17 protein-coding genes are annotated in these 13,799 nt (G+C 71.1%); 13 read left to right on the top strand and 4 right to left on the bottom strand.

From position 1 onward, the window contains the following. Positions 1–69: 69 nt before the first annotated feature. On the top strand, positions 70–1,020 hold the full coding sequence (locus V3C34_RS11350; RefSeq protein WP_346007183.1) for a heme o synthase: 951 nt from the start codon (positions 70–72) through the stop codon (positions 1,018–1,020). 338 nt (positions 1,021–1,358) lie between these two features. Here V3C34_RS11350 and V3C34_RS11345 read toward each other — a convergent pair whose 3' ends face one another. From V3C34_RS11345 to V3C34_RS11335, 3 genes are all read right to left on the bottom strand, one after another. Beyond that, on the bottom strand, positions 1,359–2,300 hold the full coding sequence (locus tag V3C34_RS11345) for a COX15/CtaA family protein (protein WP_346007182.1): 942 nt from the start codon (positions 2,298–2,300) through the stop codon (positions 1,359–1,361). A 76-nt stretch (positions 2,301–2,376) separates the two neighbouring features. Then, positions 2,377–3,147: an ABC transporter permease gene (locus V3C34_RS11340; protein ID WP_068323829.1), complete on the bottom strand. Its 771-nt coding sequence runs from the start codon at positions 3,145–3,147 to the stop codon at positions 2,377–2,379. Continuing rightward, entirely contained in the window at positions 3,137–3,847 is a 711-nt protein-coding gene (locus V3C34_RS11335; RefSeq protein WP_068323832.1) for an ABC transporter ATP-binding protein, read from the bottom strand. The genes V3C34_RS11340 and V3C34_RS11335 overlap by 11 nt, the downstream gene beginning before the upstream one ends. A 162-nt stretch (positions 3,848–4,009) precedes the next feature. Between V3C34_RS11335 and V3C34_RS11330 the strand changes: the two genes are divergently transcribed. The 12 genes from V3C34_RS11330 (at position 4,010) to V3C34_RS11275 (ending at position 12,863) form a co-directional block, all read left to right on the top strand. Next, positions 4,010–4,660, top strand: a complete 651-nt coding sequence (locus V3C34_RS11330) for a helix-turn-helix transcriptional regulator (RefSeq protein WP_245634669.1) — start codon at positions 4,010–4,012, stop codon at positions 4,658–4,660. Beyond that, entirely contained in the window at positions 4,657–6,078 is a 1,422-nt protein-coding gene (gene sufB, locus V3C34_RS11325; protein ID WP_068323838.1) for a Fe-S cluster assembly protein SufB, read from the top strand. Before V3C34_RS11330 ends, sufB begins: the two co-directional genes overlap by 4 nt. Further along, positions 6,078–7,247: a Fe-S cluster assembly protein SufD gene (sufD, locus tag V3C34_RS11320; protein WP_346007181.1), complete on the top strand. Its 1,170-nt coding sequence runs from the start codon at positions 6,078–6,080 to the stop codon at positions 7,245–7,247. The genes sufB and sufD overlap by 1 nt, the downstream gene beginning before the upstream one ends. Then, positions 7,244–7,579, top strand: a complete 336-nt coding sequence (locus V3C34_RS11315; protein ID WP_068421328.1) for a non-heme iron oxygenase ferredoxin subunit — start codon at positions 7,244–7,246, stop codon at positions 7,577–7,579. The genes sufD and V3C34_RS11315 overlap by 4 nt, the downstream gene beginning before the upstream one ends. Before the next feature lie 31 nt (positions 7,580–7,610). Then, positions 7,611–8,390, top strand: coding sequence for a Fe-S cluster assembly ATPase SufC (gene sufC / locus V3C34_RS11310; RefSeq protein ID WP_068323850.1), 780 nt, complete (start codon positions 7,611–7,613; stop codon positions 8,388–8,390). 2 nt (positions 8,391–8,392) lie between these two features. After that, entirely contained in the window at positions 8,393–9,673 is a 1,281-nt protein-coding gene (locus V3C34_RS11305; protein WP_346008562.1) for a SufS family cysteine desulfurase, read from the top strand. Further along, on the top strand, positions 9,673–10,143 hold the full coding sequence (sufU, locus tag V3C34_RS11300) for a Fe-S cluster assembly sulfur transfer protein SufU (RefSeq protein WP_068323853.1): 471 nt from the start codon (positions 9,673–9,675) through the stop codon (positions 10,141–10,143). The genes V3C34_RS11305 and sufU overlap by 1 nt, the downstream gene beginning before the upstream one ends. Continuing rightward, a complete protein-coding gene (locus tag V3C34_RS11295) occupies positions 10,140–10,469 on the top strand; it encodes a metal-sulfur cluster assembly factor (RefSeq protein WP_068323856.1) in 330 nt (109 codons plus the stop codon). Before sufU ends, V3C34_RS11295 begins: the two co-directional genes overlap by 4 nt. Before the next feature lie 11 nt (positions 10,470–10,480). Then, complete coding sequence (locus V3C34_RS11290; protein WP_346007180.1) at positions 10,481–11,050, top strand: acVLRF1 family peptidyl-tRNA hydrolase; 570 nt, start codon at positions 10,481–10,483, stop codon at positions 11,048–11,050. Between the two features lie 102 nt (positions 11,051–11,152). After that, on the top strand, positions 11,153–11,941 hold the full coding sequence (locus tag V3C34_RS11285) for a BNR-4 repeat-containing protein (protein ID WP_346007179.1): 789 nt from the start codon (positions 11,153–11,155) through the stop codon (positions 11,939–11,941). A gap of 36 nt (positions 11,942–11,977) precedes the next feature. Then, positions 11,978–12,370 (top strand): hypothetical protein, encoded by a 393-nt coding sequence (locus tag V3C34_RS11280; RefSeq protein WP_346007178.1) that lies wholly within the window; start codon positions 11,978–11,980, stop codon positions 12,368–12,370. A gap of 136 nt (positions 12,371–12,506) precedes the next feature. Beyond that, entirely contained in the window at positions 12,507–12,863 is a 357-nt protein-coding gene (locus tag V3C34_RS11275) for a hypothetical protein (RefSeq protein ID WP_346007177.1), read from the top strand. Positions 12,864–12,877: 14 nt separating this feature from the next. Here V3C34_RS11275 and ypfJ read toward each other — a convergent pair whose 3' ends face one another. Then, positions 12,878–13,798 (bottom strand): KPN_02809 family neutral zinc metallopeptidase, encoded by a 921-nt coding sequence (ypfJ, locus tag V3C34_RS11270; RefSeq protein ID WP_068323868.1) that lies wholly within the window; start codon positions 13,796–13,798, stop codon positions 12,878–12,880. Position 13,799 lies beyond the last annotated feature (1 nt).

Raw genomic sequence — 13,799 nt, 5'->3', positions numbered from 1 at the left:
CACGGGTAGACTCAGGGCAGTCCGCGCATTGCGCGACCCCCCGTCCCACCCCTTCGTCAAAGGCTGTCCGTGACCACTCTCGAGTCGACGCGCGAGCTCTCGCCGACGACCCGCTCGTGGCGTCGCACCGTGCGTGCGTACGTCGCCCTGACGAAGCCGCGGATCATCGAGCTGCTGCTCGTCACGACCGTGCCGGTGATGTTCCTCGCCGAGCGTGGGGTCCCCTCGCTCGGGCTCATCGTCCTAACGCTCGTCGGAGGCAGCCTCAGCGCCGGCGCGGCCAACACCTTCAACATGGTCTACGACCGTGACATCGACGCGAAGATGGGCCGGACCCAGAACCGCCCGCTCGTCACCGGCGAGGCCACCCCGCGGGGCGCGATGATCTTCGGGTTCGTCCTCACCGCCCTGTCGACCGCGTGGCTGTGGCTCCTCGTCAACCCGCTGTCGGCGATGCTCTCGCTCGCCGCGATCGTGCTCTACGCGGTCGGCTACACGATGATCCTCAAGCGCCGGACCGCGCAGAACATCGTCTGGGGCGGCATCGCCGGGTGCATGCCCACGCTCATCGGCTGGTCCGCCGTGACCAACGAGGTCGGCTGGCCGGCGATCATCCTCTTCCTCGTGATCTTCTTCTGGACGCCACCGCACTACTGGCCGCTCTCGATGCGCTTCATCGACGACTACGCCACCGCCGGCGTCCCCATGCTGCCGGTGCTCGAGCAGCAGACGACCGTGGCCAAGCAGATCGTCGTCTACTCGTGGGCGATGGTCCTGACCTCCTTGGCCCTCGTCCCGGTCGCCGACATGGGCTGGGTCTACCTCGTCGCCGCGCTCGTCTCCGGCGGGCTCTTCGTCACCGAGGCCCACCGCCTGCTCTCCGCCGCGTCCAAGGGCGTCTCCCAGGCCGTCCTGAAGCCCATGCGCCTCTTCCACTTCTCGATCACCTACGTCACGCTGCTCTTCCTCGGCGTCGCGATCGACCCCCTCGTGCACCTGCCCCTGCCCGGCCTCGCCTGAGCCGCGTGGACGGCTGAGCCCCGGCTCCCGAGGGGGCAGGCCGGCGCTGCGCCGAAGTCCTTCGTCGTCGCGTGGTGACCTTCTCGTTCTCGACTTCGGCTTGATTCGCGCCGACCTACCCCTTCGTCCGCCGGTGCGTGGGCGCTCTCCAACCACCTCCTCCGGCGTGGCCATCCGCTGAGGTGAGGCGGGGGGAGGAGGGCGCGCGGGGAGGGGCTAAGCGAATCAAGCCGAAGTCCGACGGACCGACGTGAGATGTCTCGTGAACGAAGGGACTTCGGCCCAGCGAAGCCCCTCCCTGCGTGCCGGACGATCGCAGGTATGACGAGCTGCGAGGCTCAGGCAGGGACGGCCGTCGCGGGCTCGCGGGAGAGGACGACGGCGCGGACGATGGCGACGACGAGGAGGCTGGCGCCGAGCATGTGGGCGAGGACGAGGACCTCGGGGAGCTTGGTCAGGTACTGCACGTAGCCGACGAGGCCCTGGGCGAGGGTGACCACGAGGACGACCCACCAGGCGCGGGCGGGACCGGGGGCGCGCTCGGTGAGCTTCGCACCCAGCCAGACGGCGACGCAGATGCCGATGAAGAGCATGACGGCGTCGGCGTGCAGCCACGAGATCGTCCGCGGGTCGAAGCCGGTGCGGGCCGGGGTGTCGGCGTCACCGGAGTGCGGGCCCGAGCCGGTGACGACCGTGCCGAGCACGAGGACGACGGCGGCCGCGGCGACGAGGACCTGCTGCAGCCGGGTGACCAGGGGGTGGAGCAGGGAGCGGGTCCTGCCGGCGGGCTGGGTGTGGCGCCAGTACAGCCAGGCGGACACGGCGATCAGCGCCATGGAGCACAGGAAGTGGAAGGCGACGATCCACGGGTTGAGGCCGGTGAGGACGGTGATGCCGCCGACGACCGCCTGCGCGAGGATGCCGGCCATGACGACCCAGGTGCCGGTGATGAGCTCGCGGCGCTCCCGCGCCCAGCGGTAGAGGGCGATGAGCAGCGCCAGCGCGACGAACCCGAGCAGGCCGGTGAGGGTGCGGTTGCCGAACTCGATGACCTTGTGGATGCCCTCCTCCTGCTCCACCGTGGGCACGTAGGAGCCGGGCACGCACTGCGGCCACGTGGGGCACCCGAGGCCGGAGCCGGTGAGCCGGACGAGCCCGCCGGTGACGACGATGCCGACCTCGACGACGAGGTTGGCGAGCAGCAGCGGCGCCAGCCACCGGTGGGACGAAGGGGGAGTGCCCCCGGTCGGTGCCGGGGCTGCGGTCTGCGCGGTGCTCACCCAGCAACGGTAAGCCGTGCCCGGCGCCACACCGGCGTCGGGCCCGGCGTCCGCGAGGAGGGGCGGCGAGGGCCCGTCAGTCGCGCCAGCGGAAGGTGCGCACCACGGCCAGCGTGAGCGCGGCACCCCACACGACGAGCACGAGCCACGGCAGCAGGGGCAGGGAGCCCTCGGCGAGGGCGTCGCGGAAGGCGTCGCCCAGGGCGCCGGAGGGGAGCCAGCGCACGACCGCGTCGAGCCCGCCGATCGTGTCGCCGGGCAGGAGCAGCCCGCCGACGCCGGCGAGCAGCACCCACACGAGGTTGGCCACCGCGAGGACGGCCTCGGCGCGGAGGGTCCCGGCGAGCAGGAGCGCGAGGGCGACGAAGACCCACACACCGAGGGCTGCGGTGACCGGGGTGACGACCAGGCCGAGGGGATCGGGACGCCACCCGAGGAGGGCGGCGATGACGCCGAGGACGAGGACCTGCACCGCGGCGACCGCGCAGATCGCGACCGCCTTGCCGAGCAGCAGGCCGTCGGTCCCGACGGGGGTGGTCGCCAGCATGCGCAGGACGCCGTAGCGGCGGTCGAAGGCCGTCTGGATCGCTTGGCCGGTGAAGGCCGTGGACACGACGGCCAGCGCCAGCACGCCGGGGGCCACGGTGGCGATGCGCGGCTCGGGCAGCTCCGGGTAGCCCGCGAGGACGAGCGCCACGAGCGCCATGGCGGGCAGGACGAGCGCGACGAGGAGCTGCTCGCCGTTGCGCAGGAGGATCGCGGCCTCGAAGCGCGCCTGGGCGATCACCCGTCGGCGCCGCGACTGCGCGGCGGGCGCCGTGGTGGGGAGCGAGGGGTCAGTCGGCACGTCGGCCTCCGGTGAGCTCGAAGTACCGGTGCTCGAGCCCGCCGTCCCCGGCGATCTCGCTCGGCGTGCCGTCGGCGACGACGCGGCCACGGTCGAGGATGACGATCCGGTCGGCGAGGCGCTCTGCCTCGTCGAACCCGTGCGTCGTGACGACGAGCGCCATCCCCCCTTCGCGTCGCTCGCGCACGAGGTCCCAGACGTCCAGGCGCGCGTGTGGGTCGAGCCCGGCGGTCGGCTCGTCGAGGAAGGCGACGGCAGGGGAGCCGACGAGTGCGGCCGCGAGGGCGACGCGCTGGCGCTGCCCACCGCTCAGTCGCCGCACGGGCGTCGTGGCGAAGGGGGCGATGTCGAGCCGGTCGACGAGCTCGTCGACGCAGGTGGTCCGGTAGAGCCGGGCGAGGTGCGTGAGGAGCCGGTGGGCGGAGACACTCTGCGGCAGCCCGCCGTCCTGCAGCATGACGCCCACGCGCGCCCGGTGGTCCGCATCCGCCTGCCAGGGGTCGCTGCCGAGCACGCGCACCGTGCCGGAGTCCGGCCGCTGCAGGCCCTCGAGGCACTCGATCGTCGTCGTCTTGCCGGCACCGTTGGGGCCGAGCACGCAGGTGATCTCGCCGGCGGCGGCACTCCAGCTGGCCCCGTCCACGGCGACCCGGTCACCGAAGACGCGGCGCAGGTCCTCCACGACGACGGCACGTGTCACGGGAGGCGAGTCTAGGCAGCGCGCGCGCCGCTCCACGGTTAGGCATGCCTTTGTTGTGTTGGGACGCCAATTACGTAACATGGATGTGTGGTTATTGCATCGCGAGCAGCGAGGCCGTCGGACACCGACGCCTCCAGTCGTGATGCCCGCACGCGCGATCGCGTGCTGAGCACCATCAGCGAGCGCGGCCCGATCACGGCCGCCGACCTCGCCGCCCACCTCGGTCTGACCGCCACCGGTGTGCGCCGCCACCTCGACCAGCTCGCCGAGGAGGGTGCCGTCACCAGCCGTGCGCCGCACGCCGGCAAGCGCGGCCGCGGACGTCCCGCGCGCGAGTGGGTCGTCGGCGACGTCGGTCACGAGCACCTCACCTCCGACTACGACGACCTGGCCGCCGACGCGATGCGGTTCCTGCGCGAGTCCGTCGGCGAGCAGGCGGTGCGCGACTTCGCCGACCACCGCATCAGCGCGCTCGAGGAGCGCTGCGCGGACCAGGTCGAGGCCGCGGGGGAGGACCCCCGGGCCCGCACCGAGGCGCTGGTCACGGCCCTGCGCGCCGAGGGCTACGCTGCCAGCGCCCGCACGGTCGGCGACGATGTCGTCGTCGGCCTCCAGCTGTGCCAGGGTCACTGCCCGGTCCGGCACGTCGCCGCGGAGTTCCCCGAGCTCTGCGAGGCCGAGACGGATGCCTTCAGCCGGCTCCTCGGCGTCCACGTCCAACGCCTGGCCACCCTGGCCCAGGGCGATCACGTCTGCACCACCTTCGTCCCCACCCCGGGGATGCGTCCCCACACAGAGAGGTCCCCCCGATGAGCACGAACATCGAAGAGCTCAACCCAGGACTGAAGGACATCGGCCGCTACGAGTTCGGCTGGTCGGACACCGACTCGGCCGGGTCCAGCGCCAAACGCGGCCTGGGCGAGGACGTCGTCACCGACATCTCCGACCGCAAGGGCGAGCCGCAGTGGATGCGCGACCTGCGCCTGAAGTCCCTGCGTCTGTTCGACAAGAAGCCCATGCCCAGCTGGGGCAGCGACCTCACCGGCATCGACTTCCAGAACATCAAGTACTTCGTGAAGTCCACCGAGAAGCAGGCGACCTCCTGGGAGGACCTGCCCGAGGACATCAAGAACACGTACGACCGGCTCGGCATCCCCGAGGCGGAGAAGCAGCGCCTCGTCGCGGGCGTCGCCGCCCAGTACGAGTCGGAGGTCGTCTACCACCAGATCCGTGAGGACCTGGAGGAGAAGGGTGTCATCTTCGTCGACACCGACACCGGCCTGCGCGAGCACGAGGACCTCTTCCGCGAGTACTTCGGCACCGTCATCCCGGCCGGCGACAACAAGTTCTCCGCGCTGAACACTGCGGTGTGGTCCGGCGGCTCCTTCATCTACGTCCCGCCGGGCGTCCACGTCGACATCCCGCTGCAGGCCTACTTCCGGATCAACACCGAGAACATGGGCCAGTTCGAGCGGACGCTGATCATCGCCGACGAGGGCTCCTACGTGCACTACGTCGAGGGCTGCACCGCCCCGATCTACAAGACGGACTCGCTGCACAGCGCCGTCGTCGAGATCGTCGTGAAGAAGAACGCCCGCGTGCGCTACACGACGATCCAGAACTGGTCCAACAACGTCTACAACCTCGTCACCAAGCGCACCACGGTCGCCGAGGGCGGGACGATGGAGTGGGTCGACGGCAACATCGGCTCCAAGGTGACGATGAAGTACCCCGCGTGCTTCCTCCTCGGTGAGCACGCCAAGGGCGAGACGCTGTCGATCGCCTTCGCCGGTGAGGGCCAGCACCAGGACGCCGGCGCCAAGATGGTCCACGCGGCGCCCAACACCTCGAGCTCGATCGTCTCCAAGTCGGTGGCCCGCGGTGGCGGCCGCACCTCCTACCGCGGCCTCGTCCAGGTGCTCGAGGGTGCGACCAACAGCAAGTCCTCGGTCGTCTGCGACGCGCTGCTCGTGGACACGATCAGCCGCTCCGACACCTACCCCTACGTCGACGTCCGCGAGGACGACGTGCAGATGGGTCACGAGGCAACCGTCTCCAAGGTCTCCGCCGACCAGCTCTTCTACCTCATGTCGCGCGGCATGAGCGAGGAGGAGGCCATGGCGATGATCGTGCGTGGCTTCGTCGAGCCCATCGCGCGCGAGCTGCCGATGGAGTACGCCCTCGAGCTCAACCGCCTCATCGAACTCCAGATGGAAGGAGCCGTCGGCTGATGAGCCTTCTGGCTGACCCGGGCCAGCAGGCCCACACCCATTCCGCCGAGACGCTGGTCCCGGACCAGTCCCGCGCCGAGCGGACCCGCTCCTGGGACCTCGCCGACTTCCCCGTGCCGCAGGGCCGGGAGGAGGACTGGCGGTTCACCCCGGTCGGGCGTCTCACCGACCTCTTCTCCGACGAAGGGGGGACCGGTGCCCTGGGCGTCGAGCACACCCTGCCGCAGGGTGTCACCCGCTCGCAGATCCCGGCGGAGCAGGCCCGGGCCACGGGCGTCCCGCTGCCGGCCGACCGCGCCGCGGCCGTCGCCGCGAGCGGCGACTCGGTCGTCGTCATCGACATCCCGGCCGAGGCCGAGCTCGGCGAGCCGGTGCGCGTCCACCTCACCGGTGAGCCCGGCGACCCGGTGCGTGCCCACCACATCGTGCGCGTCGGGGCCTTCGCGAAGGCCACGGTCGTCGTCGAGCACCGTGGCAGCGCCGACTACACCGAGCTGCTGTCGGTGCTCTCCGGTGACTCCTCGCAGCTGACGATCGTCTCCCTCCAGGACTGGGACGACGAGGCCGTGCACCTCGGCCAGCACGACGTCGTCGTCGGCCGGGACGCGAGCGTGCGGCACATCGCCGTGACGATCGGTGGCGGCATCGTGCGCCTGAACACCAACGCGTCCTACAGCGGGCCCGGCGGTTCCTTCGAGGCCTTCGGCGTCTATTTCGCCGACGCCGGCCAGCACCTCGAGCACCGGCTCTTCGTCGACCACGAGGCGCCGCACTGCACGAGCAACGTCGAGTACAAGGGCGCCCTGCAGGGCGAGACCGCGCACACGGTGTGGGTCGGCGACGTCCTCATCCGCGCCGCGGCCGAGGGCACCGAGACCTACGAGCTCAACCGCAACCTCGTGCTCACCGACGGCGCGCGCGCCGACTCGGTCCCCAACCTGGAGATCGAGACCGGCGAGATCGTCGGCGCCGGTCACGCCTCGACGACCGGTCGCTTCGACGACCAGCAGCTGTTCTACCTGCAGTCGCGCGGTGTGCCCGAGGACGAGGCCCGTCGTCTCGTCGTGCGCGGCTTCTTCAACACCATCGTCCAGCGGATCGGCGACGCCGAGATCAGCGAGCGCGTCATGCGGGCGATCGACATCGAGCTCGAAGGGGGTCGGGCATGAGTGCCGTCGCGCAGCCCGAGTTCATCCGGGTCTGCGGGATCGACGAGCTGACGCCGGGGCAGGCCGCCAAGGCGGACGTCTCCGGTCGGCTCCTCGCCATCGTGCGCGTCGAGGACGGCACCGTCCACGCGATCGACGACGAGTGCACGCACGGCAAGGTCTCGCTCTCCGAGGGCGAGGTCGACGGCTGCACCATCGAGTGCTGGCTGCACGGCTCGCGCTTCGACCTCATCTCCGGGCGCCCCACCGGCCTGCCGGCGACCGTCCCCGTCAAGGTCCACACCGTCCAGGTGACCGACGACGGTGACGTCCTCGTCGCCCTGGCCGACTGACCCACAGACCTCCACACCGAAAGACACCGACATGGCAACTCTCCAGATCACCGACCTGCACGTCAGCGTCGAGACCGAAGACGGCCCCAAGGAGATCCTCAAGGGCGTCACCCTCACCATCAACTCCGGCGAGACCCACGCGATCATGGGTCCCAACGGCTCGGGCAAGTCGACGCTGGCCTACTCCATCGCCGGCCACCCGAAGTACACCGTCACCTCCGGCGAGGTCACCCTCGACGGCGAGGACGTGCTCTCGATGTCCGTGGACGAGCGCGCCCGTGCGGGCCTCTTCCTCGCCATGCAGTACCCGGTCGAGGTCCCCGGCGTCACGGTGAGCAACTTCCTGCGCACCGCAAAGACCGCCATCGACGGCGAGGCGCCCAAGCTGCGCACCTGGGTCAAGGAGGTGCGCGGCACCATGGACGAGCTGCGCATGGACCCCGCGTTCGCCGAGCGCAACGTCAACGAGGGCTTCTCGGGCGGCGAGAAGAAGCGCCACGAGATCCTCCAGATGGAGCTGCTCAAGCCGAAGTTCGCCATCCTCGACGAGACCGACTCCGGTCTCGACGTCGACGCCCTGCGCGTCGTCTCCGAGGGCGTCAATCGGGCCAAGGGCACGACCGACGCCGGCGTCCTGCTCATCACGCACTACACGCGGATCCTGCGCTACATCACCCCCGAGTTCGTCCACGTCTTCGTCGACGGACGGATCGCCGAGCAGGGCGGCCCCGAGCTGGCCGACCAGCTCGAGGCCGAGGGCTACGACCGGTTCCTCGCGACGGGGGAGCCCGCCACGACCGCAGGGGCCTGATGATGGCACCGCAGCTGATCCCCGACGGTGAGCTGGCCGCGATCCGCGGTCAGTTCCCGATCCTCGAGCGCACGGTGCGCGGGGACAAGCCGCTCGTCTACCTCGACTCCGGCGCCACCTCGCACAAGCCCCTCGCCGTGCTCGACGCCGAGCGTGACTTCCTCATGACCTCCAACTCGGCTCCCCACCGCGGCGCGCACGCGCTGTCGGAGGAGGCCACGGAGGCCTACGAGGGCGCCCGCGCGGACATCGCCGCGCTCATCGGTGCCCAAGAGCGCGAGGTGGTCTTCACGAAGAACGCCACCGAGGCGCTGAACCTGGCCGCGTACGCCTTCTCCAACGCCGAGACGGGGTCCCCCCTTCGTCTCGGCGAGGGTGACGAGGTCCTCATCACCGAGGCCGAGCACCACGCCAACCTCGTGCCGTGGCAGGAGCTGTGCCGCCGCACCGGGGCGACTCTGCGCTGGATCGGGGTGACCCAGGAGGGCCGTCTCGACCTCGACCAGCTCGACGAGCTGGTCACCGAGCGGACCAAGGTCATGGCCTTCACCCACGCGTCCAACGTCCTGGGCGCCGTGAGCGACGTGCCCCGGCTCGTCGCGGCGGCCCGGTCCGTCGGCGCGATCACGGTCCTCGACGCCTGCCAGTCCGTGCCGCACCTGCCGGTGGACGTGCGTGAGCTCGGCGTCGACCTGCTCGCCTTCTCCGGCCACAAGATGTACGGCCCGAGCGGGATCGGTGTGCTCTGGGGCCGCTACGACCTCCTCGAGCAGATGCCCGCCTTCCTCACCGGCGGGTCGATGATCGAGCTCGTGCGCATGGAGGGCAGCACCTACGCGCCGCCGCCCACGCGCTTCGAGGCCGGCGTGCCGATGACGAGCCAGGCCATCGGGCTGGGCGCGGCCGTGCGCTGGATCCGCGACATCGGTCTCGAGCGCATCGCCGCCCACGAGCAGGCGCTCACCGCGCAGCTGCTCGCGGCCCTGGCCGAGCGTCCGTGGGTGCGCCTCGTGGGCCCCGCCGACACCGTGCACCGCGGTGCCGCCGTCTCCTTCGTCGTCGACGGCGTGCACGCGCACGACGTCGGGCAGGTCCTCGACGACCAGGGCGTCGCCGTGCGGGTGGGCCACCACTGCGCGTGGCCTCTGCACCGGGCCTTCGGCGTCGCGGCCACCACCCGCGCGTCGCTGGCCGTCTACAACACCCCGGCCGAGATCGACACGCTCGTGGCGGCGCTCGACCGGGTGCCGCAGATCTTCGGCGTCGACGCAGGAGCCGCCTGATGGACCTCTACCAGGAGCTGATCCTCGACCACTCCAAGCGCAAGGTCGGTCACGGCCTGCGCGAGGGGCACGCGTCCGAGGTGCACCACGTCAACCCGACCTGCGGCGACGAGGTGACCCTGCGCGTGCACCTCGACGGCACCGGTCACGACGCTCGGATCACCGACATCTCCTACGAGGCGATGGGCTGCTCGATCTCCATGGCGAGCACCTCGATCCTCGCCGAGGAGGTCACCGGTGAGACCGTCGACGAGGCGATGGACGTCCACGAGGCGATGCGGCGCATGCTGACCAGCCGCGGCCAGGACGCCGGCGACGAGGAGGTCATCGGCGACGGAGTCGCCCTGGCCGGCGTCGCGCAGTACCCGGCACGCGTCAAGTGCGCGTTGCTCGGCTGGATGGCCCTCACCGACGCGCTGGCCCAGGCCGGCGTCGACGTCTCGACCACTTCCCAAGGAGAGAGCGCATGACCGCCCAGGCACCCACCCCGAGCAATGTCGCGGACGTCGAAGAGGCGCTGCGCGATGTCGTCGACCCCGAGCTCGGCATCAACGTCGTCGACCTCGGCCTCGTCTACGGCATCACCGTCGACCCGCAGAACCACGCGGTCATCGACATGACCCTCACCTCCGCTGCCTGCCCGCTGACCGATGTCATCGAGGACCAGGTCGACCAGGCCCTCACCGACCTCGTCACCGACTCGCGGATCAACTGGGTCTGGATGCCGCCGTGGGGTCCGGACAAGATCACCGACGACGGGCGCGAGCAGCTGCGCGCCCTCGGCTTCAACATCTGAGCACCACTCCCGTGCCCCGCACCGTCGAGGTCGACCCCGCTCGACTCGACCGCTGGGCGGCGGGCTTCGCGGCCCGGCACGACGGCGTCACCCGCGCCGACGAGCCGGGTCGTGTCGTGCTCCGGGGCGGTGACGGCGCGAGCGCCGTGGCGGAGCGCTTCGACCACGAGCGGATCGGCCTGGTGCTCCTGCGCCGCGGCGGCCACGCCGTCGGACGCGACGAAGGGGGTGACCTCCTCGCGCACACGTGCGGCACCGGGTATGTCCAGGGCCGGACCAAGAAGGGCGGCTGGAGCCAGCAGCGCTACGCGCGCCGCCGCGGCAACCAGTCGGACGCGGTCGTCGACGCGGTCGTGGGCCTGGCGCTGCGGCACCTCCCGCGGGGCTCGGTCGACGCACTCCTCGTCGGCGGTGACCGACGCCTCGTCGCGCAGGTGCTCGAGGACCCACGCCTGGCCCACCTGCGCGACCTCCCGCGACGGGAGCTGTGGGGCCTGCCCGACCCCCGGTTCGCGGTGCTCGTCGACGCCGCCCGCCGCGCGCGTGCCGTCTGGCTCGCGGTGGACGAGCCCGGGACCTGATCACGTCAGGTGTGGAGTATCGTCCGTACCGGGAGGGGGCCAGGGAGGGCCCCACCATGAACCGGGGGAGAACCACTCATGGCACCTCGTGCCGTCGTCCCTGTGTCCGCAGTCGTCATCTCGCTCGGGGTGGCGTGGTCGTCATCGGCGGGTGCCGAGCCGCATGGCGAACGAGCGCGTGGCAGCGGGTCGCTCAGCACCGTCGCACCCGCGCCGCCGGTCCCCATCGACCGGGGTGAGGCCATCGAGCACCGGCCGACCACCCAGCAGCTGCGCCGGGCCGAGCAGCTGTCCGACGCCCCGCTCCAGCGGGAGGCGCAGCCGATCCAGAGCATCCGGCCCGCGTCCGCGGCGGGATCGGTCCGCGAGGCCCGGCCCGTGCGGCTCACGAGCAACGGTGCCTGGACCTGGTACTCCGACCCGCGCGTCCTGGAGACCTCACGGGCGACTTACTTCGCCTACGTCACCCGGGCCGGCTCGGTGATGCTCACGTCCCTGAGCAACGCTGACGCGCGGATGGAGACGACCACCCTCAGTCGCTATCAGCTGCGCGACGACCACAACGTGCCCGCGCTCGTCGAGACGGCGGACGGCCGGGTCGTCGCCTTCTGGGGCGGCCACGGCAGGGCGCCCGTGCGGTACCGGGTGAGCGGTCCTCAGGGCGCGATCTCCTCGATGTCGGCCGTGCGCAGGCTCAAGGGCTCGGGGATGGAGGACGTCACGACGACGTACGTCCAGGCCTTCCGGATGCGCGGGGTGAGGAACCAGTACCACCTGCTCACCCGCCGCTACTCGGACCAGAACTGGGTGCTGACGACGAGCAAGGACCTCGTGACGTGGACCAAGCCGCTCCAGCTGTTCAAGAACTCCGACACCGTCGACAACACCTGACCCTACCTCGAGGCCGCCTCCGCGGGGTGGAAGGAGATGCACCTCGCGGTCTCCGACGGGCACCCGGTCCAGGACCCCGACAACTCGCTGTACCACTTGACCTTCGACGCGGAGACCAAGGCGCTGCGCAGGTCGGACGGCAGCTGGGTGGCCCGGCCCCCGTACCCGCGCTCGGGGACGCTCGTCTACGACGGTCGCAGCCTCGACGGCCGCGTGCGCGTCTACGACCTCGCGCTGCGCGGCAGTCGCCCGACCGTCGCCTTCACGACCGTCGACCGCAGCCCGGACACCCCCGGGTACACGTACAAGTGGGCGACCCTGTGGGGCAGCGCAGACGCGGACCCTCGCCCGGCAGGAGGAAAACCCGGAGGGAATCTCGCTCGACAGCAGCGACGCGACGACCGCCTACGCCGTCACCCGGGAGGGTGAGGACACCCAGCTGTCCGAGCTGCGGACCGCGGACGGTGGGGTCACGTGGCGGGCCCGGCCGGTCGCCGCCCAGACCGGTGAGCAGCGGACCCCGACGACCCCCTTCGGCACGGGCGGCCAGTACTCCGTCATGTGGATGGCCGGCCCGTACACGGACTGGACCGACTACCGCACCTCGCTCGTCGGAGAGTCCACGGGCCCCGCGCCGATCAGCCTCACGGCGACCTGGCCGAGCAACTGGGCCAGCGGCGGTGGCGTGAGCGCCCGGATCCGGGCCGGCATCGGCGGCCCGGATGTCGAGGGCGTCACGGTCTGGCTGCTCGTGAAGCGGCCGGGGAAGCCGCAGCAGTTCGTGCGCTCGGCCACGACCGATGCCACCGGGACCGTGCGCTTCGCGGTCAACCGCTACTACCCCAAGGGCACGACGGTCTGGGTCTTCGCACCCGCTGCCGGGGACTGGGGTGCCGCCAAGTCGCAGGGCAGACGGAAGTAGGCCGTGGCGGCCGGTCAGATGTTGTTGGGGTCCGCGACCTCGAAGGTGTCGCAGCTGCCCACCGACTCGGCCTTCATGCCGCGCAGCAACCAGGCCTGACGGGCCTTGGCCGAGCCGTGGGTCCAGCCCTCGGGGTTGACGCCCCCGCCGGACTTCTTCTGGATCTCGTCGTCGCCGACGGACTTGGCCGCGCCCATGGCGTTCTTCACGTCGGCCTCGCTGATGTCGGTGAGCAGGACCTGACCGTTGGCGTCCTTGGTCTGCGTGGCGTCCTGGATCCACATGCCGGCGAAGCAGTCCGCCATGAGCTCGACCCGCACCGCGCCCGAGCTGGCGCCCTGCGGGTCCTTCTGGGCCTCGTCGAGGACGCCGTAGACGTTCTGGATGTGGTGCCCGTACTCGTGGGCGAGGACGTACAGCTCGGCCAGCGTGCCGTCCTGCGCGCCGAGCTGCTGCTCCATGATGTCGAAGAAGTCGGTGTCGATGAAGATGCGCTCGTCGACGGGGCAGTAGAAGGGGCCGACCTGGTTGCTCGCGGTGCCGCACTGCGACTGCGTCTGCCCGGTGTAGACGACGACCTTGTCCGGTCCGCGGAACTGCTGGTTGGCTCCCTCGAGCGCCTTGGCGAGGTCGGGCTGCTGGCTCCAGAAGTCGTGCAGGCTGTTCTCGCCGAGGACCATGAGGCACTCGCGGTCCTTCTTGGCATCGGCACCGGTCCGGCACTTCTCGGCGAGGCGGTTGTCGCCACCCTGGGCGCTGGTGTCCTGGGGGGCGCCCCCGCCGTTCAGCATGTCGCCGTTGCCGGTGAGGACGAGGATGACGGCGATGATGAGACCGACGATGCCGCCACCGGCCACGACAGGACCGCGACCCCGTCCGCCACCTCCGCCACCCATGCGCGAGGTGTCGAGCGAGGCGTTGTCGTTGATGCTCACG

This window comes from Janibacter terrae (assembly GCF_039636765.1).
GTDB classification, from domain to species: domain Bacteria; phylum Actinomycetota; class Actinomycetes; order Actinomycetales; family Dermatophilaceae; genus Janibacter; species Janibacter terrae.
The sequence above is the reverse complement of the archived record's forward strand: the minus strand, read 5'-3'. Positions and strand labels throughout refer to the sequence as shown.